This is a genomic window from Aquabacterium sp. NJ1 (genome assembly GCF_000768065.1).
In the GTDB taxonomy this organism is placed as follows: Bacteria; Pseudomonadota; Gammaproteobacteria; order Burkholderiales; family Burkholderiaceae_C; genus Aquabacterium.
Map to the genome: position 1 here is coordinate 3,048,640 of NZ_JRKM01000001.1, position 26,375 is coordinate 3,075,014.

At 65.4% G+C, this 26,375-nt stretch carries 22 protein-coding genes; 11 read left to right on the forward strand and 11 right to left on the reverse strand.

Annotated elements, in window-relative coordinates; genetic code table 11:
* Positions 1 to 82: 82 nt before the first annotated feature.
* From JY96_RS13090 to JY96_RS13115, 6 genes are all read left to right on the forward strand, one after another.
* A complete protein-coding gene (locus JY96_RS13090) occupies positions 83 to 2,296 on the forward strand; it encodes a cytochrome c biogenesis protein ResB (RefSeq protein ID WP_035038036.1) in 2,214 nt (737 codons plus the stop codon).
* Between the two features lie 18 nt (positions 2,297 to 2,314).
* Positions 2,315 to 3,682, forward strand: a complete 1,368-nt coding sequence (ccsB, locus tag JY96_RS13095) for a c-type cytochrome biogenesis protein CcsB (protein ID WP_035038038.1) — start codon at positions 2,315 to 2,317, stop codon at positions 3,680 to 3,682.
* Positions 3,683 to 3,702: 20 nt separating this feature from the next.
* The gene (locus tag JY96_RS13100) at positions 3,703 to 4,473 is read left to right on the forward strand and encodes a Crp/Fnr family transcriptional regulator (protein ID WP_081961237.1); all 771 of its coding nucleotides are present in this window, start codon (positions 3,703 to 3,705) and stop codon (positions 4,471 to 4,473) included.
* 87 nt (positions 4,474 to 4,560) lie between these two features.
* Entirely contained in the window at positions 4,561 to 5,313 is a 753-nt protein-coding gene (locus JY96_RS13105) for a Crp/Fnr family transcriptional regulator (protein ID WP_081961238.1), read from the forward strand.
* Positions 5,314 to 5,447: 134 nt separating this feature from the next.
* On the forward strand, positions 5,448 to 7,781 hold the full coding sequence (locus tag JY96_RS13110; RefSeq protein WP_200883515.1) for an IPT/TIG domain-containing protein: 2,334 nt from the start codon (positions 5,448 to 5,450) through the stop codon (positions 7,779 to 7,781).
* A 326-nt stretch (positions 7,782 to 8,107) separates the two neighbouring features.
* On the forward strand, positions 8,108 to 8,479 hold the full coding sequence (locus JY96_RS13115; protein WP_035038040.1) for a hypothetical protein: 372 nt from the start codon (positions 8,108 to 8,110) through the stop codon (positions 8,477 to 8,479).
* A gap of 12 nt (positions 8,480 to 8,491) precedes the next feature.
* Here the strand turns inward: JY96_RS13115 and JY96_RS13120 are convergent, their stop codons facing one another.
* On the reverse strand, positions 8,492 to 9,337 hold the full coding sequence (locus JY96_RS13120) for a carbon-nitrogen hydrolase family protein (protein WP_035038042.1): 846 nt from the start codon (positions 9,335 to 9,337) through the stop codon (positions 8,492 to 8,494).
* A 79-nt stretch (positions 9,338 to 9,416) separates the two neighbouring features.
* On the opposite strand from JY96_RS13120, the gene glcE reads away from it, so the two are divergent.
* Together glcE and glcF are read left to right on the forward strand one after the other, a co-directional pair.
* Complete coding sequence (glcE, locus tag JY96_RS13125) at positions 9,417 to 10,610, forward strand: glycolate oxidase subunit GlcE (protein ID WP_235333918.1); 1,194 nt, start codon at positions 9,417 to 9,419, stop codon at positions 10,608 to 10,610.
* Positions 10,611 to 10,612: 2 nt separating this feature from the next.
* The gene (gene glcF, locus JY96_RS13130; protein WP_035038044.1) at positions 10,613 to 11,884 is read left to right on the forward strand and encodes a glycolate oxidase subunit GlcF; all 1,272 of its coding nucleotides are present in this window, start codon (positions 10,613 to 10,615) and stop codon (positions 11,882 to 11,884) included.
* 49 nt (positions 11,885 to 11,933) lie between these two features.
* On the opposite strand, the gene JY96_RS13135 is transcribed toward glcF, so the two are convergent.
* The 10 genes from JY96_RS13135 to JY96_RS13180 all read right to left on the reverse strand — a co-directional run bounded on the left by JY96_RS13135 (position 11,934) and on the right by JY96_RS13180 (position 23,372).
* Positions 11,934 to 15,767 carry a pilus assembly protein gene (locus tag JY96_RS13135; RefSeq protein ID WP_161784321.1) on the reverse strand — a complete coding sequence of 1,278 codons (3,834 nt, stop codon included), beginning with the start codon at positions 15,765 to 15,767 and terminating at the stop codon, positions 11,934 to 11,936.
* Between the two features lie 17 nt (positions 15,768 to 15,784).
* Entirely contained in the window at positions 15,785 to 16,372 is a 588-nt protein-coding gene (locus JY96_RS13140) for a hypothetical protein (RefSeq protein ID WP_035038048.1), read from the reverse strand.
* A 65-nt stretch (positions 16,373 to 16,437) separates the two neighbouring features.
* Positions 16,438 to 17,586 carry a PilW family protein gene (locus tag JY96_RS13145; protein ID WP_161784322.1) on the reverse strand — a complete coding sequence of 383 codons (1,149 nt, stop codon included), beginning with the start codon at positions 17,584 to 17,586 and terminating at the stop codon, positions 16,438 to 16,440.
* A gap of 11 nt (positions 17,587 to 17,597) precedes the next feature.
* Positions 17,598 to 18,008, reverse strand: a complete 411-nt coding sequence (gene pilV / locus JY96_RS22315; protein ID WP_052162484.1) for a type IV pilus modification protein PilV — start codon at positions 18,006 to 18,008, stop codon at positions 17,598 to 17,600.
* A 38-nt stretch (positions 18,009 to 18,046) separates the two neighbouring features.
* Positions 18,047 to 18,691: a GspH/FimT family pseudopilin gene (locus JY96_RS13155; RefSeq protein WP_081961241.1), complete on the reverse strand. Its 645-nt coding sequence runs from the start codon at positions 18,689 to 18,691 to the stop codon at positions 18,047 to 18,049.
* Positions 18,685 to 19,152, reverse strand: a complete 468-nt coding sequence (locus tag JY96_RS13160; protein WP_052162485.1) for a type IV pilin protein — start codon at positions 19,150 to 19,152, stop codon at positions 18,685 to 18,687. The genes JY96_RS13155 and JY96_RS13160 overlap by 7 nt, the downstream gene beginning before the upstream one ends.
* Before the next feature lie 214 nt (positions 19,153 to 19,366).
* Positions 19,367 to 20,221 (reverse strand): sulfurtransferase, encoded by an 855-nt coding sequence (locus JY96_RS13165; RefSeq protein WP_035038055.1) that lies wholly within the window; start codon positions 20,219 to 20,221, stop codon positions 19,367 to 19,369.
* Positions 20,222 to 20,327: 106 nt separating this feature from the next.
* Positions 20,328 to 21,299, reverse strand: a complete 972-nt coding sequence (locus tag JY96_RS13170) for an alpha/beta fold hydrolase (RefSeq protein ID WP_235333920.1) — start codon at positions 21,297 to 21,299, stop codon at positions 20,328 to 20,330.
* A gap of 76 nt (positions 21,300 to 21,375) precedes the next feature.
* On the reverse strand, positions 21,376 to 22,272 hold the full coding sequence (locus JY96_RS13175) for an alpha/beta hydrolase (protein ID WP_035038057.1): 897 nt from the start codon (positions 22,270 to 22,272) through the stop codon (positions 21,376 to 21,378).
* Between the two features lie 122 nt (positions 22,273 to 22,394).
* On the reverse strand, positions 22,395 to 23,372 hold the full coding sequence (locus JY96_RS13180) for a tetratricopeptide repeat protein (RefSeq protein ID WP_035038059.1): 978 nt from the start codon (positions 23,370 to 23,372) through the stop codon (positions 22,395 to 22,397).
* A gap of 116 nt (positions 23,373 to 23,488) precedes the next feature.
* Between JY96_RS13180 and purE the strand changes: the two genes are divergently transcribed.
* The 3 genes from purE to JY96_RS13195 are packed head-to-tail and all read left to right on the forward strand — an operon-like array spanning position 23,489 to position 26,247.
* Positions 23,489 to 23,995, forward strand: coding sequence for a 5-(carboxyamino)imidazole ribonucleotide mutase (gene purE, locus JY96_RS13185; protein ID WP_035042689.1), 507 nt, complete (start codon positions 23,489 to 23,491; stop codon positions 23,993 to 23,995).
* Positions 23,992 to 25,164: a 5-(carboxyamino)imidazole ribonucleotide synthase gene (locus tag JY96_RS13190; protein ID WP_035038060.1), complete on the forward strand. Its 1,173-nt coding sequence runs from the start codon at positions 23,992 to 23,994 to the stop codon at positions 25,162 to 25,164. The genes purE and JY96_RS13190 overlap by 4 nt, the downstream gene beginning before the upstream one ends.
* 24 nt (positions 25,165 to 25,188) lie before the next feature.
* Positions 25,189 to 26,247, forward strand: coding sequence for an L-threonylcarbamoyladenylate synthase (locus JY96_RS13195; RefSeq protein ID WP_035038063.1), 1,059 nt, complete (start codon positions 25,189 to 25,191; stop codon positions 26,245 to 26,247).
* The last annotated feature ends 128 nt before the right edge of the window (positions 26,248 to 26,375 follow it).

Consider the following 26,375-nt stretch of genomic DNA (forward strand, 5'->3'; position numbering starts at 1 on the left):
TTTCACCTGCGAGACAGGTCGTCTGCCCGACTTTTGTGCAGACTGGCCGTCGTTATAGTTGGCCCATGCCCGATCAGAACCTATGTCTGCTGCTGTAGTTCCTTCCCAGGCCCCGGTGCCGAATCGCCCCCTGGTGCGCGAGTTGACGGAGTTGCTGGCCTCGATGCGGTTTGCGATCGCGCTGCTGACCGTGATCTGCATTGCCTCGGCCATCGGCACCGTGGTCAAGCAGGGCGAGCCCTTTGTCAACTATGTGGACCAGTTCGGGCCGTTCTGGGCCGAGGTCTTCGGGGCGCTGGGCCTGTACCGCGTGTACAGCACCGCCTGGTTCCTGGTGATCCTGGCGTTTCTGGTGACCTCCACCAGCCTGTGCATCGCGCGCAATGCGCCCAAGATCCTGGTGGACTGGCGCACGCACAAGGAATACATCCGCGAAAAGGCGTTGCAGGCCTTCCCGCACAAGGCTTCAGGTTTGCTGGCCATGCCGCTGGAGCAGGTGCGTGAACACGTGATCAACCTGCTGGCCCTGCAGGGCTGGTCGGTCAAGACACAGCAGCGCGAGGCCTCGGCCAAGGGCGAGGCCGGTTTCATGATCGCGGCCCGCCTGGGTGCCATCAACAAGCTGGGCTACATCGCCGCGCACTCGGCCATCGTGCTGGTGTGCCTGGGTGGCTTGTTCGACGGTGACCTCATCGTCAAGACGCAGGCCTGGCTGCAGGACCTCAAGCCCTTCAAGGGCGGCGTGGAGACCGCGCACAGCCGTCTCAACGAGAACAACCCGGCTTACCGAGCGCAGCTGTTCGTGCCGGAGGGCCAGCGCACCAACACGGCGGTGATCGCGCTGGACCAGGGCATGCTGGTGCAGCCCCTGCCGTTCGACATCGAGCTCAAGAAGTTCACGGTGGATTACTACAACACGGGCATGCCCAAGCGCTTTGCCAGTGACATCGTCATCCACGACCCCAAGCTCAAGCAGGCCAAGGCCTTCACGGTCGAGGTCAACCACCCGGTGGTGTACGACGGCGTGACCATCTTCCAGTCCAGCTTCGAGGATGGCGGCTCGGTGGTGCACCTGCGCCCGCACAATCTGATCGGCACGCGTGATGAGGGCGAGCAGACCATCGAGGGCGTGGTGGGCGGCGAGCCCCGCCAGCTGCTGGGCACCGCCGCCAATGGGCAGACGGCCGCCAATGTGCGGCTGGAGGTGACCGGCCTGCGCGTGATCAACGTGGAAGACCTGTCCTCGGCGCAGCGCGCGCGCGACAACGCGGCCGATGCTGGCGGTGCGGGCAGCGGCACGGACGTACGCGGCGTCAACCTCGCGGAGCTGAGCAAGCACCTGGGATCGGGCGCCAAGCCGCCTGGTGAAAAGAAGCTGGTCAACATCGGGCCTTCGGTGACCTACAAGCTGCGTGATGCGGCGGGCCAGGCACGCGAGTTTCAGAACTACATGGCCCCCGTGCAGATCGATGGGCAGGCCATGTTCCTGTGGGGCGTGCGGGATTCGCCCGCCGAGGGCTTCCGTTACCTGCGCGCACCGGCCGATGAAGACATGAGCATGCAGGGCTGGCTGCGCCTGCGTCAGGCCTTGAATGATCCGGCCGCACGCGCCGAGGCGGCCCGCCGTTTTGGCGATGGTGCGGCGCCCGCTGACAAGCCCGAGTTGCGCGAGCAATTGACGGTGTCGGCGCAGCGCTCGCTGGACTTGTTCTCGGGTTCGGTGCAGCTCAAGCCGCAGCCAGGTGATGCCCTGCCGGCCGGGGCGCTCAACGGGGGCTTGCAGGCCTTGTCCAACTTCATCGAGCAGGTGGTGCCGGCCGACCAGCGCGAGCACACCTCGTCCACCTTGATCCGCATCCTCAATGGCGCGATGTTCGAGTTGTGGAACATCAGCCGCGAGCGGGCGGGCCTGGAGAAGCGTTCACCCGAGCAGGAGTCGGCGCGCAACTTCATGACCGCGGCGGTGCTGTCGATTTCGGATTCGATGTACTACCCCGCGCCCATGCTGCTGACGCTCGACGGCTTCGAGCAGAAGCAGGCCAGCGTGTTCCAGGTCACCCGCACCCCTGGCCGCAATGTGGTCTATCTGGGCTGCGTGCTGTTGATCATTGGCGTTTTCTCGATGCTTTACATCCGTGAACGCCGGGTGTGGGTCTGGCTGCAGGATGATGGGCAAGGCGGTACGCGCGTGAGCATGGCCTTGTCGTCGACACGGCAAACACTGGATACCGATCGGGAATTCGATCGCCTGCGTGAAAGCGTGCTGGGCCAGGATGCGCCCCGCGCCGACACCTGATTTGCAAGGATGCATGAAATGAGCAGCACCTCCACGACCAACCGCGCGCCCATGGCTGGCCTTTCTCTCGGGCAGCGCCACTGGACCGACTGGTTGTTTGCGCTGGCCGTGGCCGCCCTGGGCGGATGGGCCTTCATGAACTTTGGCGCGTCGATGGACGTTTATGAAAAAGGCATCCTGGCGGCGGCCGTGCCCAGCCTGATCGGGCTGGGTTGGTTCTGGCGGCCCTTGCGTTTGTTGATGCTGCTGGTGGGCCTGGCCACATGGGCCGCGGTGGCGCTGTACATGCGTGCCACGGATGACTATGGCGCGGACTTGTCCAAAGCGGATCAGGTGTTCTGGTTGAAGTACCTGCTGTCCAGCCAGAGCGCCATCTTGTGGATGAGCTTGCTCTTCTTCATGAGCACGCTGTTTTACTGGATCGGCGTGGCCACGCGCAGTGATACGGGCACGAAATTGGGCTCGCGCATCGCCTGGGCAGGGGTGTTCATGGCGCTGACGGGCACGATGGTGCGCTGGTTCGAGAGCCACCAGATCGGGCCTGACATCGGCCACATCCCGGTGAGCAACCTGTATGAAGTGTTCGTGCTGTTCTCGTGGCTGACCACGATTTTCTGGCTCTACTACGAGGACCGTTTTGCGCGCATGGGGCAGTCGCTGGGCTCCCTGGGGGCCTTTGTGATGCTGGTGGTGAGCGCTGCCGTGGGCTTCCTGCTGTGGTACGCCCTGGTGCGTGGTGCCAGCGAGATCCAGCCACTGGTGCCGGCGCTGCAAAGCTGGTGGATGAAGATCCACGTGCCGGCCAACTTCGTGGGTTACGGCACCTTTGCGATGTCGGCCATGGTGGCGCTGGCCTACCTGCTCAAGACCGCCGAGCCGGGCGCCTTGTGGAAGGGCCTGGTCGGCCTGCCGGTGGTGTTCATCGGCCTGCCTCTGTTGGGCTTTGGCCTGTTCGGTGGCTTGTCGGCCGATAACATGGCGGCGGTGGCCAAGGCCGGGCGCATGGTGGGTGGCCTGGTCGTGTTCTTCGCCCTGGTGATCAGCGCGCGCAGCTGGATCAACGAACGCACGCCCGCCCCTGAAGTGGCTGACGACGTCATGTACAAGGCCATTGCCGTGGGCTTTGCCTTCTTCACCATCGCCACCATCCTGGGCGCCTTCTGGGCGGCCGAGGCCTGGGGTGGCTACTGGAGCTGGGACCCCAAGGAAACCTGGGCCCTCATCGTGTGGTTGAACTACGCGGCCTGGCTGCACATGCGTTTGATGAAGGGCCTGCGCGGCACCTTTGCCGCATGGTGGGCACTGGTGGGCCTGGTCGTGACGACCTTCGCCTTCCTGGGCGTCAACATGTTCCTGTCTGGTTTGCACTCCTACGGTCAGCTGTAAACCGTTGAAAGGTCGCGTGCATGCGTGAATGGATTTCCCCCGGAGCCCTGGCCCTGTTGCGCGCCGACCCCTGGTTCGGCAGCGTGCCCAAGGACTTCGAGCAAGCCCTGCTGGACCTGGCGACCCCGCGGCGCCTGCAGCATGGCGAACACCTGTTCTTCCGGGGGGATGCGCCCGATGGCCTGTACGCCATTCTGGAGGGCACCTTGCGCGTGTCTGGCGTGACCGAGGCGGGCAAGGAGGCCATCCTGTCGCTGGTGGACGCGCCCAGCTGGTTTGGCGAGATCGCCTTGTTCGACCGCCTGCCACGCACGCACAACGCCGTGGCCGAAGGGCCGGTCAAGCTGCTGCATGTGCCCCAGCAGGACTTGCTGACCATGCTGGAGCGCCAGCCGCACTATTGGCGCGAGCTGGGCGTGTTGATGGCCTTGCGCCTGCGCCTGACCTTCATCGGCATGGAGGACCTGGCCCTGCTGCCCGCCGAAGCGCGCCTGGCGCGTCGCCTGGTGTGGCTGGTGGAGGCCTCGGCCTTGACACCCCATGAGGGCCCTTGCGTGGTGCCCATCAGCCAGACGCAGCTGGGGCTGATGCTTTCGCTGTCGCGCCAGACGACCAACCAGGTGCTGCAGGCCTTGCAGGACCAGGGCGTGCTGCGCGTGGCCTATGGCCGCATCGAGGTGCTGGACCGTGCGCGGCTGATGGAGGTGGCGGGGGTGTCGGCCACGGAAAAGCGCATCCTGGGCCAGTTGCAACCGGGTGGCCCCAAGGGCCGGGCGCCCGACCCTGCCTGACCGCTTCGTCTGACTCGGGGCGGGCTTTCCCTCGATTGTCGGGGAGGTGACATGAGCGGCTGAGGCGCGCTTGCATCATCGCCCGCCATGGCAACCCTCACGGCAGTACAGCGCGAGCTTTTGCGCAGCGACATCTGGTTTTCACAGGTGCCGCCGCCCCTGGCCGAGTCCTTGATGAACCAGGCCTTGCTCAAGACCCTGCGTGATGGCGAGACCCTGTTCAGCCGGGGCGAGGCGGTGGACGGCCTGTATGCCGTGCTGGAAGGCGCGCTGCACATCTCCGGGGTGACGCGCGATGGCCGGGAGGCCGTGCTGTCCTTGATCGAGCCGCCGATGTGGTTTGGCGAGATCGCCTTGTTCGATCGCCTGCCGCGCACCCATGATGCCGTGGCCGAAGGGGCCACCACCGTGGTGTTCGTGCCTTTGTCGGTGCTGGACACCTTGCTGGACGCCCACCCGATCTACTGGCGCTACTTTGGTGTGCTGATGGCCTTCAAGGTGCGCATGGCCTTCATCGCGCTGGAAGACCTGGCCATCGTGCAACCGGCCGAGCGTCTGGCGCGCCGCCTGGTCTGGCTGACGTATTGCGCGGTCACCGGTGGCGAGATGGGGCGGCGCAGGCTGACCATCAAGCAGACCCAGCTGGCCTTGATGATGTCCTTGTCGCGCCAGACCGTGAACCAGTTGCTGCGGGCGCTGGAACAGCGCGGTGTGATCCGCCTGTCCTACGGCCTGATCGATGTGCTGGACACCGCCGCGCTGGTGGACGCGGCCATGCTGACGCCGGTCGAGCGCCGCATGCTGGAGCGTGCCGGTTTCTTTCTGCCGGCCACGTCTTGATCTGGCCTTGCGCCCCGTATCCATCGGGGTTCTGAGGTCTTTCCCTGATTTGTCGTTGTCTTGACATGGATGAAGGGCGGCCTTGCCCACCATGACGCCATCGTTCATCCAACCAAGTGTTTGAGGAGATGGTCATGTCCAGACAATCGCGTTTTGCCCGGGCCCGCGTGCCCGTGATGGGGGCCGTGGCCTTCGCTGCGCAGGCGGCCTTGCTGGCCGGTGTGCAGGCCGCACCGGCTTTCCCGAATCAGGAGACGCTGTGCAACTTCAACGCCGCACGCGAGCAGCAGCGTGCGGCCTCGGCGCAGAACTTCGGCACACCCACGGTGTCGCAGATGCTGGTCAATGGCGCCGTGGTGTGGACGGCCGGTGCCGCCAATGCCACGCCCGTGCTCAAGCCGGGCGACACGGTCACGCTCAAGGGCAGTGGTTTCGGGCAGGGCACCGACATCGACTTCAGCAAGATCATGATCGGCAACGCGCGCGTGCTGGAGACCGACCTGGTGATGTACGAGCAGAAGCTTGACCTCATCTCGACGGCCAACTACGAAACCGGCGTGGTGCGCAGCAGCTGGCCCAAGGACGTGCTGGCCTGGTCGGACACGCAGGTGCAGTTCCGCGTGCCACCGCATGCCAGCAAGGGCCCCTTGAAGCTGCAGGTGCAAAAGCGCACGGGCTACCTCAACTCGCTGATCAAGTCCGGCCCGCACAACGTGATCGATGCGCAGGTCTACCGTGTGCCGGCGCCAGCCAACCCCAATTGCGACGTGGTGTCCACGCTGTCGGAAGAGACCAAGGCCATCACGCCCATCGATGTGGCCGTGAGCAACCCCAGCTTCGCGGCGATGGTGACGCTGGGGCGGCAGATGTTCTGGTCTTACGACTACAACCTGGGCCTGAGCCACAAGTTCAAGAACCTGGACTGGGCCAAGATCCTCAGCTACAAGACGACGGACCCGTACACCCGTGCGGCAGCCGACCCGCAGGTCCTGTTCGGGGCTTACAAGATCAACAGCAGCGAGGTGCCAGCCGAGGCTTACACCGATGTGTACTTCAAGCCTTATCCGCAGCTCAACCCCACGCCGGGCCTGCTGGGCATCGGCCCGCAACTGACCGAGGGCAACACGAGCTCGACGGGGTGGGTGGGTTACCGCAAGGCCGAGTCCATTCACCCGCTGCTGGGCAAGGGCGCATGGGCCGGCTTCAACTGCGCGTCCTGCCACGGCTACCGCATCAGCTACAGCAAGGGCGCGGGCACCATCACAAAGGTGTTCCCTGGGCTGCCCAACCCGGGCTGGTCCATGAAGTGGGCGGTGCTGGGTGACAAGACCGGCGCGACCACGGCGACCTTCTCATACATCACGGGCACCGAGCCGGGGCCAAGCTGGATGCCCGGTAGCAAGAACGTGGACAAGACCGCGCTGATCTACCACATGCCGGCCGGTGCCGCCGAGGCCACCATCACCCGCACGGCCGGTGAAGGCACGCTGTACGACAACGATTACCTCTTCTCGCCAATCGCGATTCCGAACGTCACCTTCCATTTGCCGATCCGGCGTTCGCTGTCGCACACGGAGTCGTACGTGGGCTTTGAGGGCTCCTACATCCATGCCGAGGAGCCGGACGGCGCCATGGGCTCGATGGACGCGACTTCGCTCAAGGCCCTGACCGCCTACATGTCCACGCTGGACGAGAACGATGGCGACCTGCGCAATGTGGGCCTGTACCGCTGGCTCAAGTCCAGCGGCAAGCTGGCGCAGACGGGCAGCACCAGCACGAGCGAAGGCAGCTTCGTGCAGAACGGCTGGCAGAGCTACCCACTGGTGGCCGCTTCGGTGGCCGCAGGCAAGGCCAGCTATGACCAGGCTTGCGCCAGCTGCCACGCGGACAAGGTCGGGGCGAACACGAACGAGCGCATGATCCCGCTCAACCAGGTGGGGCGCTTCTTTGAGCCGACGGACTTCCAGATCAAGCGCCAGTCGATCCGGGCCACCTATCTGCGTGACCTGTACTGGGTGACCTCGCGTGGCCTGCTGAGCGATGGCCATGTGCGCAACCTGGAGGACCTGGTCAACCCGGATCGCTGCACCGAGGGCTCGGCCCTGTACAACCAGTACTACACGCTGCATGCGCCGGTGCGCCCGGTGCCCGGCACGGCCGACCAGCCCACGCCCGCGCCGGACCTGAATCGCAAGGGCGATGTGTTCCGTGTGCCCAAGGCCAAGCAGGCCAGCATCTTCGACGGGACCTCGCCGGCGCGCAACCTGTTCATCGAGCGGCACAAGTACTTCACGGTGCCTTCGTTTGACGCGGCCAACTACTACTGGGACTTCCAGAAGATGCGCCGCGAGTTCGGGCCCGAGATGGGCGCGGCCGGGCCGATCGGGCTGCCCGCCACGCCGCACCCCTGGTGCGCCAAGTCAGGGGCGGAAGTGGCCAATCTGGTGCAGTACCTGCTGACCTTGTAAGCGCGAGATGGACCCAGGCTGGTGCATGGCCGGCGCCCTGCATGAGGCAAGGGGCAGCGTGCGAGCTGGCCTGGGATTTGCAAAGTTCACTGCAGCAGTGGTCTGCTCTCCTGTGACGCCAGGCTTGTTGGTGTGATGGCGTTGCTTCATGGCCCCCGGCTTCGGTCGGGGGCATTTTTTTGTGCGACCGTCAAGCTCGGTTCCCGCATGGCAAATCTGCATCCCGCCATGTGGATGTGGCGTGCAAAACCACCGGGCACCCCTCAAGAATGCACAAGCCCTGCCGATAAACGGACATCAGCCATCCGCTTGTTGTCGAGGTTCCCATGTTCTACGTTTTGCGCGACGCTACCGGTCAGATCAGCAGTCTGCACCGTGATCCCGTGGTCGGGGCGCAAACCCTGCCCGAAGACCACCCCGAGGTGCGGCAGTTCATGGGGCTGGACTCGGAGCAGCAACAGTTCGCGTCCCTGGACGCCAGCTTCCTGCGCGTGCTGGAAGACTTGATCGACGCCCTGATCCGCCGCAATGTGCTGTGCATCACCGACTTGCCAATGGAAGCCCAGCTCAAGCTGTTCGACCGCAAGCATTTCCGCGAAGGCGTCAGCTCGCATGCGCTGAACCTGTTCAATCCCAATGGCTCGCGCAACCCGGAGTCCAACACCGTGATCGCCGAGTGGACGGATCTGGCTGAATAAGCCGCACCAGCTTCAGCCCAGCACGCGGTGCGTCAGCGCCGGCAATTGCGTGCGCACCGTGGTCTGGCGTTCGTGGGTGATGTCGGCCAGCACCACGCCCGGGCCTTCGGCCTGCACCGCCAGCACCTCGCCCCAGGGCTCGATCACCAGTGAATGGCCAAACGTGCGGCGCCCGTTTTCATGCAGCCCGCCTTGGGCCGGGGCCAGCACATGGCACAGGTTCTCGACCGCGCGGGCGCGCAGCAGCAGCTCCCAATGGGCCTTGCCCGTGGTGTCGGTGAAGGCGGCGGGCAGCACGATCAAATCCAGCGGTTTGGCCGCGCCCAAGGTGCGGAACAGCTCGGGGAAGCGCAGGTCATAACAGACGCTCAGGCCGATGTGCCAGTGCTCGCCGGCCTTGTCCTGCATCTCGAACGACACCGGCTGGCGGCCCGGCGTCAATGAGGCGGCTTCGTCGTAGCGGCGTTCGCCATCATCAAAGCAGAACAGGTGGATCTTGTCGTAGCGGGCCACGCGCTCGCCTTGCGGGTTGAAGACCAGCACGGTGTTGAACACGCGTTCGGGCTCGTGGCTGAGGATCGGCAAGGTGCCCCCTATGACCCAGATGCCCTGTTCGCGCGCGGCTTGCGCCAGCATGTGCTGCATCGGGGTGGTGGCTGGATCGGGCTCGCGCGCATCGGCCAGCGGCTCCGCAATGGCCAGTTTGTCCTTGTCGCGCAGGCCCATCAGGCAGAAGTACTCGGGCAGGGCGACCAGCTCGGCGCCAGCCTGCGCGGCCTGGGCCATCAGCTTGCGGGCCTGGGCCAGGTTCTCGTCCACACGCGGGGTGGACACCATTTGCAGCGCAGCAACTTTCATGTGATCAGGGGCAACGAATCAGGGGTAAGAAATGGCCAGTCTGTAAGAGGGGCAGGCCAGACGGGCCTGGCCTTGCCTTATGCTTGCCGCCATCATGGCCGAACAAGACGCGAACGCGCAAGCCGAAGGCCCTTCGGCAGGCGACGCCCCCGCACAGTGGGCACAACACATTCAGGACGCTGCCAGGCGGGGCGCCTGCCTGCGCGTGCGTGGCGGGGGCAGCAAGGACCACCTGGGCGACACCACCCGTGGCGAGTTGCTGGACACCCGGGCGTGGCAGGGCATCGAATCGTATGAACCCAGCGAGCTGGTGATCCGGGTTCGGGCGGGCACGCCCCTGCGTGAGGTCGAGGCCGTGCTGGCCGAGCAGGGGCAGCACCTGGCTTTTGAGCCGCCGCGTTATGGCTTCGTGGCCAGCCAGAGCAGCGAGCCTACGCTGGGCGGTGCGGTCGCCAGCGGGCTGAGCGGCCCGGGCCGGGTTTCTCGTGGGGCGGTGCGTGACCATGTGCTGGGCTGCACCGTCTTGACCGGCCGCGCCGAGCTGCTGCGCTTTGGCGGGGCGGTGATGAAGAACGTGGCGGGCTTCGACCTGTCGCGCCTGATGGCAGGCTCCATGGGCACGCTGGGCGTGCTGGTGGACGTGACGCTCAAGGTGATGCCGCAGCCCACGGTGTCGGCCACCATGCGTTTCGACGTGAACGAGGCCGAGGCGCTGGCCCAGATCAACAAATGGGCCGCACAGCCTTTGCCCATTGATGCTTCGGCCTGGTGGGACGGCACGCTGCTGGTGCGCCTGCGCGGGGCACGTGCAGCGGTGGCCAGTGCCGTACAGGCCATGTACCGCGAGCGCCGCGGCGAGTTGCTGGCGCCACCCGTGGCAGAGGGCTTCTGGCAGGGCGTGCGTGACCACAGCGATGAATTTTTCGTGCGGGCTCGCCAGGCCGTGATGCAGGCCGGTCAGCATGGCGTCACCTTGTGGCGCATTTCGGTACCACCCACCACGGCGCCGCTGGGCCTGCACGGTGAGCTGCTGGCCGAGTGGTTTGGTGGCCTGCGCTGGGTGTGCACGCCCGCGCCTGCCGCCGCCGTGCACGAGGTGGTGGCCAAGGCTGGCGGCCATGCCCAGGCGTTCCTGTCTTTGCAGACGGGCGCTCTGGTGGCGCCATTGGCCCTTTCAGCTGTCCAGCAGCGCCTGCATGAGCAGGTGCAAAAAGCCTTTGACCCCCATGGCGTGTTTGACACAGGCCGCCTGTGGCCGCACCGCGCGGATTGACCATGCAGACCCAGCTTGCCCCCCAACACCAGAGCACCCCTGAAGGCCTCAAGGCCCAGGAGGTGCTGCGCCAATGCGTGCACTGCGGCTTCTGTAACGCCACCTGCCCGACCTACCGGGTGACCGGTAACGAGCTGGATGGCCCGCGTGGCCGCATCTACCTGATGAAGCAGGTGTTCGAGGGCCAGACGCCCACGCGCACCACGCAGGAACACCTGGACCATTGCATCGGTTGTCGCCATTGCGAAAGCACCTGCCCATCGGGCGTGCAGTACCACGAGCTGCTGGCCGTGGGCCAGCCCGTGGTGGACGCGCAGGTGCAGCGCCCCTGGCGTGAACGCCTGCTGCGCTGGGGCCTGGTCAAGCTGATGCCTTCGCCCTGGTTCACGCCCGCGCTCAAGCTGGGGCAGGCCGTGCGGCCCTTGTTGCCCGCGGCTTGGCGTGAGCAGGTGCCCTCCAGGCCGCCGATGGCGGCACCCGCCTGGCCGGACCCGCGCAAGAGCCTGCACGCCCGCCGCGTGCTGCTGCTCAAGGGCTGCGTGCAGCCGGGCTTGCGGCCTCACATCGATGCGTCCACGGCGCGCGTGCTCGATGCCATTGGCATCCGGGCTGTGGTGGCCTCGGCGTCGACCTGTTGTGGCGCCGTGCAAGGCCACATGGGGGATCTGGACGGCGCCAAGGCGCGCGCACGGCGCAACATCGACGCCTGGTGGCCCTACATCGAGTCGCCCACGCCGGTGGAGGCCATCCTGATCAACGCCTCCGGCTGCGGTGCCTGGGTGAAGGACTACGCCAGCCTGCTGGCCGATGACCCCGCTTATGCCGACAAGGCCGGGCGCGTGGTGGCCATGGTGCGTGACCCCGGCGAGATGCTCGCCAGCTGGATGCCCATGCTCAAGCGCAAGCTGGGCAAGCGGGCGCAAACAGGCCTGGGTGCGGTGACCTTTCACCCGCCTTGCAGCCTGAGCCATGCGCAAAAGCTCAGCAGTGCGGCCAAGCCGGGCCCGATCGAAACCGGCTTGCGTGAACTGGGTTTTGAAGTGAAGCTGGCCGTGCAGGACAGCCACCAGTGCTGCGGCGCGGGTGGAGCCTACAGCGTGCTGCAGCCCGAGCTGTCACGCCAGTTGCGTGACCTCAAGCTCAAGTCCCTGCAGGCCACCGAGCCGCATCTGATTGCCAGTGCCAACATCGGCTGCATCGTGCACCTGCAGTCGGGTACCGACACGCCGGTCAAGCATTGGCTGGAGGTGCTGGACGAGGCCCTGTCGCTGTAAGCAACAAGGCCTCGTCAAACCGGGTGACACCGGCCGGTGGTGGCGCTGGTCAGTTCGCGCCGATCAGTTCGCGCCAGGACAGGCGACGCGTGCGCATGCTGGACGGCGAGACCGGGGTGTCTGTGGTGATGGTCGAGCCGTCTGACAGGTTCGTGATGCCGATGATCTTGCCGTTCGGCAGGCGAACCAAGGTCGGTGCTGTGGCCAGGGCCGTGGTGGAGCCGTTGTGAAGCAGCACACCAACGGTTTTCGCTCCGGGGACTGCGAGCCCCGTGCGATAGTCCACGAAATTGAAATAGCTCGAACCACCTGCGCTGCAACTGCTTTCTGTGCTGGGGATGTTGGTGGTGAAGGCCAATGTGCCCAGCTGCAGGTCCGGATCCGTGTTCATGCGCTCACCCGACAGGGGCAGGTCGATGTACCAGCCATTCATCGTGGTGAAATCCATTGGGTAGGTTGTGGAGCTGCTAGCCACACGAACGTTCTCGGAACCCAGCACGGACTGCGTCATGTGTTGCTGCATGAAGCAGTTCGTCTTGATGGTGTCGTTGCAGCTGTTGCTGCGAGGGCTGCCGTATAGCCCCGAAGCGCCCCCCGCGGTGGCAAGGGTGTCCTTGATGGCATACATGGACTGCACGCGCGTGGTAGCGATGTCCGACACGCCCATGTAGGAGCCCGTGCCCACGAACACGACCGTCTGGTTGGCCACCTTGCCCACTTCAGGGCGAGCCGTCACAGGCTGGCGTACACCCGTGCTGTCGGCGAGCGTCGCGAGAAGCTGGACCGGTGCGGTGCCGCCGCTGGCGGTCAGTCCGCTCACGTCGATGCGCCACACGTTGCCCAGATAGTCTCCACCATACACACGCAACGCTGTGTTGTTGGTGGCACCGCTTTCCACGTAGGCACTGATCTTGGCCAGGCCCGCAGGGCAAGGCGCTGTAGAGCAACCTGCGGTGGTCGAGGTGCTACCCGCACCGGTATCGATCTTTTTGATGATCGCTCCGGTCTTGGCATTGAGAACCCACACGATGCCGTGGCCATTGCCGGGCGAGACGTTGTTGTAGCCCGATGTCACCATCACGCTCCAGGTGCCGTCCGACAGCTTGGTGATGATGGGCGAACCATACGAGTAGCCCAGGTCGGCATCGGTGGTGTAGCCGGTACCCTTGCTGGTGTCATGCGTGAACTCCCACAGCACCTTGGGTGTACTTGGGTCGGTGATGTCCAGGGCAAAGAAGCCGCGTCCACCGGCACCAAGGCCACTGACCAGGATGGTGTGCCAGGCGCCGTCGAAGTAGACATCGCCCTGGCGTGGCGTGGCGTTGATGTAGTAGTTGTGGTTGACGGCGTAGCTCTTGTCGGCAAGCTTGTACAGCTTGGGCAGCAGCATCGAGGGGATGTAGGCCCATGCCTCAACACCTGAAACCGCATTGAACGCGTGCAGCATGCCATCGTTGGCGCCCACATAGAGCATGGGTTGACGGCCCGGCTGGGTCGGCGTGTCCTGCAGGGAAGTGCGGAACTGGGTGTAACCACTGTCAAGGTACGAGAACAGGGGGGCTTTCACATAAACCGCTTGCGAGTCCACGATGTCGCCCAGGATGTGCTCGCGCTCACGGTAATACGTTGCGTTCGTGTCACCCTGGTTGCTCTGATCGCCGCGCAGGAAGTTGACAAGGTTGATGCCGCCTGCGCCTGTGTTGGTGCCGGCCGTGGTGCTGTCCACCTGCGATGTGCTGGCCAGACACAGGGTGCCTGCGCCGCACATCTGCGATAGCGAGCCAATGGCGCTCATCTTGAAGTACGACTGCATGGTCGTGCTCATCGAACTCCAGACGAAAGGCAGCAAGGGCGTTGCAGCTGTCGGGTCATAGGTGTAGATCTTGCGCGTTGTGTAGTCCAGCGTGTCCAGCAAGCCGGGCGTCTTGGTGCCTGCAGCGGTTTCAATCTGGCCCGATTCGGTCCAGCTTGGGTAGGCAGAAAGTTTGCCTGTGCTGATGTCGATCGTGTAGCGCGCCATCTCCCCATCCCAGGCCTTGGAGCGGAACGTCGACTTGAAGACGAAGTTGTCGCCAGCAGACACGTTGGGGTTGCTGGTGGTGGCAGCCGAAGCCGATGCGGTCTTCGTGTCGATGTCGTTGAGGAAGTTGGTCAGCCCAGTCCGGATGTCGGAAGGGTTGGCAGCGCTGTAGTACGTGCCGTGCCCATTCACTGCAGCGTGCCAAAGATCGTCGATGGTGGTTTGCTTGTTGCTCGCCACGGCCGGCCAGTTGCAGTTGCCTGACGTTTGCCAGGTGCATACGCCGTTGCGGGCCGTCGTGGTGCTGGTTGTGGTGCCCTGTGCCACATCGTAATAGTCGCCGGATTTGGCCGTCTGGTAGTTCGACTGGAACAGCATGTAGCCGGATGCACCCAGGCCCAGCGTGGACGTGTACATGCGTTGCTGCAGGTCTGCCAGGCCGACATTGCTGGACACGTCTGTGCCCAAAGCCCCGGTGGTGTTGCCATTGGTCGAATCGCGCAGGTCGGTGCTGTAGTAGTACTGCGCCACGTCGGCCAGGGTGTTGGCCGTGGCCGTGCCGTCGAACTGCGGGCGCTGTACAGCCGTGCCGCTGTCCTGGTCACCAATGTCCGTCGAGCCGTTGATTTGCTTGGGGTTGTTCGATTCGTTCCAGTAGCCGTCAGTCGACAACATCGTGTAGTTGCGCTGGCAGGCGTACTGCATGGGGTCGGTGGCGCTCACCGAGTTGACGGTGCTGAGCTTGCCGGCGTAATAGCGGCCCGCTGTGGACAGGGCCGTGCGCAGCGGCGTGCTGTTATTGGGCCGGGCGGCAATGAGCTTGGCGTACCACTGGGCCTTTTGGCCCGTGGCGCCGCTGGTGAGGTCGGACACGTTCAGGAAGTCGCTGCCCGTGTTGTTGTTGATGCTCATGTACCCGAGACGCTTTTGCGAATCGAGCGTCGCAAACGCAATGCTGGCAGCCGATTTGGCCATTTGCATGCGCATGCGGTAGTACGCCCACCAGTTGGCGAAGTTGGTCATCTCTTCGGCATACGTGCACGTGGTGCCGGCGCAATCCGCGCGCTGCGAGTGTTTGGCCGTCGTGCCGGGGTAGGGGTAGCTGTCGACTGCGGCGGTGATGGTTACCTTGCTGTTGCTGCCTGGAACCGTGGTGGTGACGCCGAAGCGGCTGGTCTTGTAGCTCTTGCCGGGATAGCGTGGGTAGGTGTAGGTCGAGCCGTTTGTGGGCGCCGTGTCGATGCGGGTTGCGCGGCAGGTGCCCAGATAGGTGTCCGTGCACCAGCGTAGTTTGGCTGGGACGGAGTATGCGGCGGTTGGCGCCGATTGCGTGGTGCAGCTTTGCTGGCTGGCGGTGGTGCAGTATTCGCCCGGAATGAAGACGTAGTAATACGCCGAACTGGTGAGGTCTTGCGTGGTGCCGGAGTAGGCGTCCGTGAACAGGTTGGTGGTGCCGGTATTGGGGAAGTTTGACGGCGTCTGTACGCCGAAGCCGTCATACGGCACTCTTGTCCAGCCGGTCGTGTTGGCCGACGTCATGCTCGCGTAGCTCGTACCGTCGTACTTCAACGGCGGGGTGTACGTGATGGCAGGGTTGTAGTAGATGCTGTTGTAGCCGCTGTTGCGGGCCAGCGAATCGGTGGAGCTGTTGGCCCAGTCGGGCATGAAGTCCCACGTCATGGAACCCGAGTCGTCCAGCACGAACAAGATGTTGGGCTTGACCAGCGTGGAGGCCGAGGTCTCCAGTGGCGCGGAGGCCAGGTCCGTCAGCGCTGCGGGCGCATACTGTGTCAGCGTGGCCAGAACCAGGCCACAGCCGATGGACCGGGCGAAAGCGGGGGCGTTGAGACGTGCGTGTTGCATGATGCTCTCCAGGTGCATTACAGCGCGACCATGGACTGGACGTAGCTTTGCGCGTTGCGGGGGCCGGTGACTTTGACGGTGATGCGGTAGTACACCTGGCTGACCGAGGCCAGGTTGACTTTTTGAGCGTCGCAGCTGCTGCCGCCGGAGCAGGTGCTGTCAGAGGCCACGGGGGATGTGGCGCAGTCGTTGCCGGTGGCCTGAGAGTCGCCGGCCTTCAAGCACATCCGCTGGATCACGTACGACACGCTGTTGCCTGCGTCGTCGACTCCCAGCAGTTTGGCCTGGCCGTCCAGGGTTTGATCCCAGAACGTGGCCCAGCTCTCTCCGCTGGGATCTTGCCGGTGTGCGATGTAGCCGCGCGCGGTTTGGTCACAGGCCAGCACGGTGCTGCTTTGGGGCTCGGTACAGGTGAGGGCCGTGGTGGAATTGGCTTGACCATTATTGGCTTCCAGCCAGGCGATGGCTTCTTCAATGCCGCGATCAGCCGCGTGCGTCGCGGCTTGCTGGAAAGCCACATTGCCTGCGATGGCGTTGGAGGTGTACACCGAGCGTGTGAGCGCCAGACCGGCCAGCGTCAGCGCGACCAGTACGATCAGCGCCATGAGCAGGACAATGCCCTTTTGTGGGCCTGATGCGCGCCGACGAGTACGTGGGTAGACAGAGGATGTCAGCATCCCTGGCCTCCTTGATAAGTGGGCTGGCCGCCCTGCCAGATCGCGTTGCGCAAGGGCACGGTGGTTTCCAGCGTCTTGTAGCGGTAGTTTTGCCAGTCGCTGTTGGCGCTCAGGTCGATGGGCGTGGCTGTGGGGTTCTTGGGCGAGGTACCGGATGTCACGCTGCCGCTCCACGTTGGTGCCACGGTGGTCGGGCCCGTCTTGTCATAGGCGCTGCTGCGCGCTACCACCACCAGGCGTACGGCAAGCGCCCGAGCCCATGCGCATTGCGGTGTGCCGTTCAGTGGGTCGGCCGAACTGGCGGGTGTGATCTGGTCGTAGGTGTCCACGATACCCACCATGGGGGCCGGTGGCGGCGTCGTGTCGCGCCCGTACTGCGCACGCAATCCTGTGATGTTGCCGGCGATGGGCACCCAGATCGTCGGGTCCGCTGCCGCGGCAGCCGTGGCGTTACCGCAATCGGTTGCCGTGTAGTCGCACATGGTCAGATTGCCTTTGCGGATGGCATAAGCGTGGATGACCGGGGCGCTTCCCATGTTGTAGATCACGCTGCCCAGCGCCAGGCCCGAGACGCCGGGGTCAACCGTCAGCGTCGAGGTCGTGTCATCAGCGCTGAGGACCTTGTCAGAGGTCACGGTACAAGGTTCAGGAGGCCGCACGGAGCCCTGTGCGATCAGCACATCGTCTTTGCGGAAGCTGCTGCTGGTTGCAACCTGGTAGCTGTTCGCCGTCGATGTGCTGATGAGCGCATCGCCTTCAGAGGAGCCATTGCTGTTGCCGTACACCACGAGCAACGTGTCGGTGTTGGCGTCCCCGGCGGGGACCACCGTGGCGTTGATGGTCGTCGGCGCCAGCGGCACGGAGACCGTCGTGCCCGAAGTCGTCGTGAACGTGAGCTTGCAGCCCAGGATGTTGAAGGCACTGATGCCGTAGCCAGACTCCCGGATGTCGCGCTCCAGTGTGTACAGCGCCAGTGTGCCGGTCATCTGAGCGTCGTTGCCGCCTGATGCCGTGCGCTTCATGGCGTCCGAGTTGGACAGCATCTGCATCATGATCACGACGGTGGCCATGCCAATGGCCAGGCCGACCATGACTTCGACCAGGCTGAAGCCGCGATGCTGATTTGGGTGGGTGTTGTGCATGCTCATCCCGCCTACTTGAGTTGGGCCACAAGCTCGTAGTTGTGAGTGTCTGTCTCGCCAGGTGCCTTCCAGAACACCTTGATGGTGGCCTGGGTGCTGGCCGCGCCCGTTGTGGAGGCGGGCCCGGCCGTGAACGACACAGTCGGCGGGTTGCTGCTGACGTTGGGCAAGCCCGAGTTGCGCACCGTAGCGAGCCATTGCGTGTAGTTGGTACCGGCCGGGTTGCTGGCGAAGTTGGCTTGCAGCGATTCAGGCGCCTTGTCGCTGGCCCACATGCGGCTGACCAGATCATTGGCGAGCAAGGCCGCCGTGGACCGGTACTGCGCGCCGGAGGCCTGCTTGACCGACACCGCCTGCAACTGGATCACGGCCAGCACCCCCAGCGAAAAGATGAGGATGGCGACCATGGCTTCGATCAGCATGACACCCGCCTGGGTGTGAGTGTGAGCGTTCGTTTTCATCATGAGCAGGCCATGGGTTGGGTGCTGGTGGGGCCACTCAGGCTGGGGTCGCACATGCGTGCCTGGCCAGCGGGTGAGACGACGATTTGCAGGCAGCGCACCTCGCCGCCACCTTGTTTGTCCAGGCAGGTGCCCGAAGCGCCCTTGACGAGGATCGTCATGGTGGTCGGTGCGAGGTCCAGCTCCGTGGTCTTTGTTTGTTGCCCGAAACCATTGAAGGTGACCACGGGATTGGGCGAGGCTTCAATGACCGTGCTGCTTGAGCCACTGCCCGCCACGCTCTTTTGCACGATGAAAGGCGCGACGGTGTCGGAGGCATCGCTGGCACACGAGCCCGCCGGTGTCTGGCTGGCGTTCAGGTTGATGACCCAGTTGCTGCCCGCCGTGGACAAGGCGCAGTCATTGCTTAGCGTGGTCGTGAGTTGGAAACGCACGGTCGTGTTGCGCTTGACGGCCTCGGCGCGCGCGTGATGCAGACCTGTGATGATGGACTCGGCCGCGCTGCGGATGCGCGAATTGCGGATCCAGTCAGCCAGCGAGGGCGCGCCCGAGAGCAGCAGGAAGGCCATGATGGTCAGGCCGACCATCAGCTCGATCATGGTCATACCCCGAGCAGGGCGTGGGGTTTGACGGGGGCTCAGCATACGCCGCCCTTCTTGGTGACCCAGCAGTCGTAAGGAGCTGATCCCCAACCGCTTGGTACGCCAGTTGTTTTACGTACGCCCCCCTGGTCCACGGTGAACACAAAGCCATTCAACTGGCCGGAGCCGGTGGCCGTGATCGTGTACGTGGACGTGGTGTCGTCAGCCACGCAAGTGAAGGTGAAGTACTTGCTGGATGTGGTGTCAGACGCCGGCGTGGCGCCGCAGTTGCCGGCCGCATTCTTGTATTTGCGCTGGTCCTGGAACCACTGTTCCATCTTGACCTGGTTGGTGGACAGGTAGGAGGTGGCGTCCGGGATCTTGCTGCGGACGATGTAGTCCTGATAGGCCGGGTAGGCCACAGCAGAGAGGATGGCGACGATGGCCACGACGATCATCACCTCGATGAGCGTGAAGCCGGAGGCGATCAGGCGCGCAGGCCTTTGTTTGGTGGATGTGTGCATACGCAAAACCCCTTGTCTTGAGGAAATGATGTCCTCGCGACAGGAATTCTGGGATGCCCACCCCGGGCTGGAAGGCCGGATAACCGTGACAAATCCGACGCTTTAGAAGCGGTTTACGACTTGTTGCGAGCAGCTGTTCACGGGCCTGCCGCGGCCTCAAACCGTTTGTCTGGCGAGCGCGACCGTTCAGCGGTGGCTCGATGGGCGCGGGTGTTCAGCGTTCGACGGGCCGGGCCGGGTCGGCGCACCACTCGCTCCAGGAGCCGGCGTACAGGCGGGTGGCCGGCAGGCCGGCCTGTGCCATGGCCAGCAGGTTGTGGCAGGCCGTGACGCCCGAGCCGCACTGGTGCACGACGGTGTTCATGGGCGATGCCGCCAGCAAGGCCTCGAACTCGGCCTTCAGCTGATCCGCCGGCTTGAAGCGGCCGTCAGCCTGCAGATTGAGCTGGAAGAAGCGGTTGCGCGCACCGGGGATGTGGCCGCCCACCGGGTCCATGGTTTCGTTTTCGCCGCGGAAGCGATCGGCGGCGCGCGCATCGATCAGCAGTTGCTGCTCGGGCTGGCCAAGTCGGGCTTGCACGTCAGCCGCGCGCACGACCCAGTCGGCACGCGGCTGGATCTGGAAGGCGCTGGGCGAGCGGCGTGTTGCCGCGTGCGTGTCCACCGGGCCTTGTGCGGCCAGCCAGGCTTGCCAGCCGCCATCAAGCACCTGTACCTGCTCGAACCCCGCCCAGCGCAGCAGCCACCACAAGCGTGCGGCGAACATGCCGCCTGCGTCGTCATAAGCCACCACGCGCGTGCCAGGCTGGATGCCCCAGCTTTGCACCGTGCATTCGAAGGTTTCGGGTGAGGGCATCGGGTGGCGGCCATTGGTCCCGGTCTTGGGGCCGGACAGATCCCGATCCAGATGCGCATACAGCGCGCCGGGCAAGTGGCCTTGCGCATACGCGGCTTCACCTGCGGCGGTGTTGCCCAGGTTGAAGCGGCAGTCGATGAGCAGCCAGTCTTGATCGGCGCGGCTCAGGGCCTGGCGAAGTTCGTCTGCGGAGATGAGGGGCGAGGTGGGCATGGTGGGCGTCGGATGAAGCTGGCGGATCGAGCCGGTGGTGATGGGTTGTTGATGCGTTGCCTGGTCGTGCGGATCCGTTGTTCAGCGGTCGCTCAATGGGTGCTCATCAACGTCGCAGCGCTGCCGCAATGGCCGCGCGCACTTCGGTGGGTGCTTCATGCACCAGCCAGTGCGTGGCATGGGGTAGTCGGGTGATGTGCAGATCAGGCACGTGTTGCGCCAGGCCATCCAGCAGGCAGGGCGGCAGGGCCGTGTCGGCTTCGCCCCAGATCACGCTGGTGGGCACGTTCACGCGCAGCAAGGCATCGGGTAACTGCAGCGTGTGGATCGCGTCAGTGGGTGAGGTGGGCGGGTGCAGTGGCGAGGCGCGGTAGTAGTTCAAGGGGCCGGTGAGGGCCGAGCTGGCCGTGGCCACGCCTGCGATGGGTTCGGGTGTGGCCGACCAGGCTTGGCGGTATTGCGCGCGCAAGTCGGGCGTGAGCCAGGTGGCGCCGCCAAAGCGCTCGAAGAAGCCCCACATCTGCTCAAAGTCGTTGGCGGCGAGTTGCGCTTCGATGCCGGGTGTGCGCAGCAGGTTCATGTAGCTGCTGGCGGCCTGCTGCGCCGGGTCATCGCGCAGGGCGGCCAGAAACAGCCCGGGGTGCGGCGCGTTGAGGATGATCAGCCTTTGCATGCATTGCGGCGCCGCCGCAGCCAGACCCCAGGCCAGCGCGCCGCCCCAGTCATGCGCGATCACGGCCGCGGCCGGTGTCTCCGGCGTGGCCGCTTGCTGGCGGATCAACGCGATCAGGTCACCCAGCACCACCTGCGCGCGATAGGCCTTGGCATCGGCCGGTGCGTACGAGCCCGGATAGCCGCGCAGATTGGGCGCCACGCAGCGGTAGTGCGCGCCGAAGTGGGCCAGCAGTTCGTCCCACACGAAGGCGGCTTCGGGGAAGCCGTGCAGGAAGAGCAGCAGCGGTGCACCGCGCGGCCCGGCCACACGGCAGTTCAGGAAGGGCTGCTCGGTGCCGTTGGCCGGCAGGGCGACAAGCTCCGTGGAGATCTCGGGTGCGTTCAAGGGCACGTTCATGGACATGTTCTGGGGTGCTTGGGCGGATCAAGCTGCGGCCCATTGTCCATGAAAGCTTTGCGCCGTCACCGGCCCTGCTGGCCTATCGCCCGATCTGCACATCGACCTTGGAATAGGTCGGTGCGCTGGCACCGGTGATGAAGGGCTCGTAGCGCTGGTCTTCATCGACATAACGCTTGAGCCAGCTGATCACGGTCTTGCCCACGGTGTTCTGCACGCTGGCCTTGGCCAACGATGTCGGGCACAGATGGTCGGCCGCCGCCACTTCGAGGTAGGCGTGGTTGATGTGGGGATTGAGCGTGGCGTAGTACTTGGCCGAGAAGGTCTTGTTGGGCGCGATGGCATCCTTCTCGCACGCCAGGATCATCGTGGGCACGGTGATGCCGGAGAAGTCCGAGCCCGTGGTGGCCGGGTTCATCGGGATCGCGGCTTTGAGCGTGGTGTCCTTGAGTGCGGCAGTCAGCGTCCCGCCGCCGCCCGCTGAGTGGCCCATCAGGGCGCGGCGGCTGGTGTCCGTGGCGCTGCCAAATGGGGTCTCCGGCAGGGTAGCCAGGCTGGCCACTTGCTTGAGCGCAGCGGCCATTTCGCGGGCACGCGCATCCGGCACATCCAAGATGGTGTTGGTGCCGATGTTGACCACCACGAAGCCGTGCGAGGCCACGCGCTCGGCCAGCCACTGGTAGTAGCCCGGCACGCCCAGGAAGCCCGGGGTCAGCATGACCAGGCCGAACTTGCCCTGGCTGGTGTCCCGCGGGAAGTAGACGGTGGCGCTGCCATAACCTTCGGGCTTGGCGATGGTGGCCGTGGCGATGGCAAACGGGCCCTTGGCCTCCAGCGCACCGGGCGTCGGCGCCGGGCCGCGTTCGAAGTCGGAGGCCTGAGTGCCCAGCGAGAACGTGAGGGCGCTGACGCACAGGGTGATCCGCGTCAAGGCGTGCGTCGGGCTGGCTGATTTCGGGCGGGCAGGTGGCGTGGGCATGGCTTGTCTTCCTCGTGTTCGTCAACCGATGGGTGCGCACCATGCTAGGCGGTGCGCCCTCGGTTTAACACTAGGTGTTTACACGCCAATGTGCCTGCTCGGCCCGGCCGAGCGCCCACCCATCAGAACAAGGCCATGCTCAGCTTGCGGCGGTACTGATCGATCACCGGGTCATTGCCCGTGATCTCGACTTTGCCCGAGATCTCCAGCTTGGGCTTGTCCTGCGCGCCCGGCGCGCCGGCCACAGGCTTGCCCGCCACCGGCTTGGGCTGCGGCTTGGTCATCACCTCCAGGATGGCGACATAAGTCTTGCGCGGCAGCTCCTCGTTCCAGGCCTTGTCGCGCATGATGATCTCGAGCAGCTCGTCCATGGCCATGGTGGGCTGGCTGGCCGCCCAGAAGAGTTGCGCCAGCTCGAAGCGCGCCTCGAAATCGCGCTTGTTGGCGCTGATGGCCGCTTCCAGCTCCTGCGGGGCACGGCCCTGGCGCGCGGCCTGCACCGCGGAGATGTAGCGGCTGAAAGCCAGCGGGCGCTGCTCGGGCACCGGGCCCGTGGCGCGGCCTGCGATCGGCAGGAACACGTGCTTGGCCGCTTCCACCTGGCCTTCGCCGAGCAGCAGCTTGATCAGGTCATAGCGGGCTTCGTCGTTGTTCGGGTCCTTGGACAGGGCGTCTTCCAGCTTGGCCAGGGCCGAGTCGGTGTCGCCCTCTTCGGCCAGTTCCTCCGCTTCAGCCGTCTCTTCGGCCGACGCGATCTCGCCTTCACCCGGCACATGCTTGCTCAAGAACTCGCGGATCTTTTCTGCGGGCAGGGCGCCCACAAAGCCATCCACCGGCTGCCCGCCCACGAACATCACGCAAAACGGGATCGAGCGCACCCCGAACATCTGCGACAGCTGGCCGGCGATTTCCTGCTGCTCGTCGGCATTGACCTTGGCCAGCACGAAACGGCCGGCGTATTCCTCTTCCAGCCGCTCCAGCACGGGGCCCAGGGCCTTGCAGGGGCCGCACCATTCGGCCCAGATGTCGAGCAGCACGGGAACCTGCATCGAGGTGGTGATCAGGTCGGATTCGAAGTTTTCGAGCGTGATGTCGATCATGGTGGGCAGATCTTTGCGAGGATGAAGGTGGGCGGTTAGTGTGCCAACGCCTAAAATCCGGGGTTTGACGAGTCGATTTGACGAAAAAGGATCAAGCCGTGACTGACACGACTGGCGTGAACACTGTGAAAGTGGGTGTGGTGATGGGTTCCAGCAGCGACTGGGACGTCATGCGCCATGCTGCCGACATTCTGACCGAGTTCGGCGTGCCTTTCGAGGCGCAGGTGGTCTCGGCTCACCGCATGCCGGACGACATGTTCCGCTACGCCGAAGCCGCTGCGGACCGCGGCCTGGTCGCCATCATCGCCGGTGCCGGCGGTGCGGCCCACCTGCCCGGCATGCTGGCCGCCAAGACCACGGTGCCCGTGCTGGGCGTGCCCGTGCCGTCCCGCCATCTGCAAGGCGTCGACTCGCTGCACTCCATCGTGCAAATGCCCAAAGGCATCCCCGTGGCCACCTTCGCCATCGGCACGGCCGGTGCGGGCAATGCGGCCCTGTTCGCGGTCGCGATGCTGGCCAACGGTGACGCCGCCCTGCGCGCCAAGCTGGACGCCTTCCGCGCCCGCCAGACGGAAGTGGCCCGTGCCATGACCCAGGACCTGACCATGGACACCAAGGCATGACGGTCAACAAAGACGTGATCCTGCCTGGTGCCACGCTGGGCGTGATGGGCGGCGGCCAGCTGGGCCGCATGTTCGTGCACGCTGCGCAGGCCATGGGCTACCGCACCGCCGTGCTGGACGCCGACCCGAGCAGCCCGGCCGGCCTGGTGTCGCATGAGCACATCCAGACCGCCTACCTGGACGCCGCCGGCCTGGCCGAGCTGGCCAAGGTATCGGCCGCCATCACCACCGAGTTCGAGAACGTGCCCGCCCAGGCACTGGACAAGCTGGCCGAGACCCGCCCCGTGGCCCCGGCCGGCAGCGCCGTGGCCATCTGCCAGGACCGCGCCCGTGAGAAGGCCCATTTCGTGGGCTGCGGCGTGGACTGCGCCCCGCACGCCCTGATCGAAACGCCCGAGCAACTGGCCGCCGTCGGCGACGACCTGTTGCCCGGCATCCTGAAAACCGCGCGCCTGGGTTACGACGGCAAGGGTCAGATCCGCGTCAAGACCCGCGCCGAGCTCATCGCCGCCTGGGACGAACTGCAGCGCGTGGGCTGCGTGCTCGAAAAGATGCTGCCGCTGGCTTATGAAGTCAGCGTGCTGGTGGCCCGTGGCCGCGACGGCCAGGTCGTGCACTTCCCGCTGCAGCAGAACCTGCACCGCGACGGCATCCTGGCCGTGACCACCGTGCCCGCGCCCAATGTGACCGAAGCCGTGTCGCAGCAGGCCTATGCCTCGGCCCACAAGATCGCCGCGTCCATGAACTACGTGGGCGTGCTGTGCATCGAGTTCTTCGTGCTGCAGGACGGCCGCATCGTGGCCAATGAAATGGCCCCGCGCCCGCACAACTCCGGCCACCACACGATCGACGCGTGCGACGTGTCGCAGTTCGAGCTGCAAGTGCGCGCCATGACCGGCCTGCCGCTGGTCGAGCCCGTGCTGCACAGCCCCTGCCTGATGCTCAACCTGCTGGGTGACCTGTGGTTCCCCGCTGGTGCGACCGAGCAGCAAGAGCCCGACTGGGCCGCCGTGCTGGCGCTCAGTGGCACGCACCTGCACCTGTACGGCAAGACCGAAGCCCGCAAGGGCCGCAAGATGGGCCACCTGACGGTGACCGGCGCCACACCGGCTGCGGCACGCGAGGTGGCGCTCAAGGCCGCGGCCATCCTGGGCATCACGCCTTTCTGATCGCCCAGCACCCGACCACCCACCATGCACCTGCTCGATCCCCAACACCAAGCTGATGCCATCGAGCAAGCGGCACAAAGGCTGGCCGACGGGGGCTTGCTGGCCATGCCCACCGAAACGGTCTACGGCCTGGCCGCCCGCGCCGATGACGATGCCGCCGTGGCGCGCATCTTCGCCGCCAAGGGCCGCCCGGCCGATCACCCCCTGATCGTGCACGTGCCCAACCAGGCCGCCGCCTTCAGCTTCGTCTCGGCATTTCCGCCCGTCGCACAACGCCTGACCCAAGCCTTCTGGCCAGGCCCGCTGACCGTGATCGTGCCCCGCAACCCCGAGATCGCCACGGCCGCCGCAGGTGGGCATGACACCATCGGCCTGCGCTGCCCGGATCACCCGGTGGCCCGCGCCCTGCTGGATGAATGCGCCAAGCGCGACATCCTCGGGCTGGCCGCGCCCAGCGCCAACCGCTTTGGCCGCATCAGCCCCACGCGGGCCGAACACGTGGTCGAAGAGTTCAAGGGCCAGGGCCAAGGCCTGGACGAAGTCTGGGTGCTCGAAGGCGGCCCTTGCGGCGTGGGCATCGAGTCCACCATCATCGATTGCTCGCGCGGCCACCCCGTGCTGCTGCGCCCCGGCAAGCTCACCCTGGCCGAGATCGAAGCCGTGGCCGGCGAGCCCGTGCAATGGTCCCGCCCCGAGGCGCCGGACCCGCTCGCGCCCAAGGCCTCCGGCACCCTGGAGTCGCACTACGCGCCGCGCGCCAAGGTGCGCCTGATGGACGACGAACGCCTCAACGCCGCGCTGGACGTGATGGAGCCCGAGCTCTCCGCCGCCGTCATCCGCGACCCCCAGCAAGCGCCCCGCATCGCCGTGTACTCGCGCAGCCTGTGGGCCTGGCGCCCCAAGCACAAGGCCATCGTCCACCTGTCCATGCCGGGTGACGCCGCCACCGCCGCGCACGACCTGTTCGCCGACCTGCGCGAGCTGGACGCCACCGGCGTGGAGCTGATCTGGGTGGAGACGCCGCCCGACGACCCCGCCTGGGACGGCGTGCGCGATCGACTCAACCGCGCTGCGGCATCCTGACCCTGCCAGCAGCGTCCTGATAATGGGGGCTCGTGGCCGATTCAAAGGCCTGCCAGCCCGATTGCCCTACTTTACGTGGCAGACTTCGCGACGCCCCGGTGCACCGTTATGCTCTGGGGCTGAGTGCC

What these genes read in the sequence shown, in the direction of transcription:
- JY96_RS13090 (WP_035038036.1), top strand. Translation starts at nt 83, where the DNA reads ATGTCTGCTGCTGTAGTTCCTTCCCAGGCCCCGGTGCCGAATCGCCCC.
- ccsB (WP_035038038.1), top strand. Translation starts at nt 2,315, where the DNA reads ATGAGCAGCACCTCCACGACCAACCGCGCGCCCATGGCTGGCCTTTCT.
- JY96_RS13100 (WP_081961237.1), top strand. Translation starts at nt 3,703, where the DNA reads ATGCGTGAATGGATTTCCCCCGGAGCCCTGGCCCTGTTGCGCGCCGAC.
- JY96_RS13105 (WP_081961238.1), top strand. Translation starts at nt 4,561, where the DNA reads ATGGCAACCCTCACGGCAGTACAGCGCGAGCTTTTGCGCAGCGACATC.
- JY96_RS13110 (WP_200883515.1), top strand. Translation starts at nt 5,448, where the DNA reads ATGTCCAGACAATCGCGTTTTGCCCGGGCCCGCGTGCCCGTGATGGGG.
- JY96_RS13115 (WP_035038040.1), top strand. Translation starts at nt 8,108, where the DNA reads ATGTTCTACGTTTTGCGCGACGCTACCGGTCAGATCAGCAGTCTGCAC.
- JY96_RS13120 (WP_035038042.1), bottom strand. Translation starts at nt 9,337, where the DNA reads ATGAAAGTTGCTGCGCTGCAAATGGTGTCCACCCCGCGTGTGGACGAG.
- glcE (WP_235333918.1), top strand. Translation starts at nt 9,417, where the DNA reads ATGCTTGCCGCCATCATGGCCGAACAAGACGCGAACGCGCAAGCCGAA.
- glcF (WP_035038044.1), top strand. Translation starts at nt 10,613, where the DNA reads ATGCAGACCCAGCTTGCCCCCCAACACCAGAGCACCCCTGAAGGCCTC.
- JY96_RS13135 (WP_161784321.1), bottom strand. Translation starts at nt 15,767, where the DNA reads ATGCAACACGCACGTCTCAACGCCCCCGCTTTCGCCCGGTCCATCGGC.
- JY96_RS13140 (WP_035038048.1), bottom strand. Translation starts at nt 16,372, where the DNA reads ATGGCGCTGATCGTACTGGTCGCGCTGACGCTGGCCGGTCTGGCGCTC.
- JY96_RS13145 (WP_161784322.1), bottom strand. Translation starts at nt 17,586, where the DNA reads ATGCACAACACCCACCCAAATCAGCATCGCGGCTTCAGCCTGGTCGAA.
- pilV (WP_052162484.1), bottom strand. Translation starts at nt 18,008, where the DNA reads ATGCTGATCGAAGCCATGGTCGCCATCCTCATCTTTTCGCTGGGGGTG.
- JY96_RS13155 (WP_081961241.1), bottom strand. Translation starts at nt 18,691, where the DNA reads ATGCTGAGCCCCCGTCAAACCCCACGCCCTGCTCGGGGTATGACCATG.
- JY96_RS13160 (WP_052162485.1), bottom strand. Translation starts at nt 19,152, where the DNA reads ATGCACACATCCACCAAACAAAGGCCTGCGCGCCTGATCGCCTCCGGC.
- JY96_RS13165 (WP_035038055.1), bottom strand. Translation starts at nt 20,221, where the DNA reads ATGCCCACCTCGCCCCTCATCTCCGCAGACGAACTTCGCCAGGCCCTG.
- JY96_RS13170 (WP_235333920.1), bottom strand. Translation starts at nt 21,299, where the DNA reads ATGTCCATGAACGTGCCCTTGAACGCACCCGAGATCTCCACGGAGCTT.
- JY96_RS13175 (WP_035038057.1), bottom strand. Translation starts at nt 22,272, where the DNA reads ATGCCCACGCCACCTGCCCGCCCGAAATCAGCCAGCCCGACGCACGCC.
- JY96_RS13180 (WP_035038059.1), bottom strand. Translation starts at nt 23,372, where the DNA reads ATGATCGACATCACGCTCGAAAACTTCGAATCCGACCTGATCACCACC.
- JY96_RS13190 (WP_035038060.1), top strand. Translation starts at nt 23,992, where the DNA reads ATGACGGTCAACAAAGACGTGATCCTGCCTGGTGCCACGCTGGGCGTG.
- JY96_RS13195 (WP_035038063.1), top strand. Translation starts at nt 25,189, where the DNA reads ATGCACCTGCTCGATCCCCAACACCAAGCTGATGCCATCGAGCAAGCG.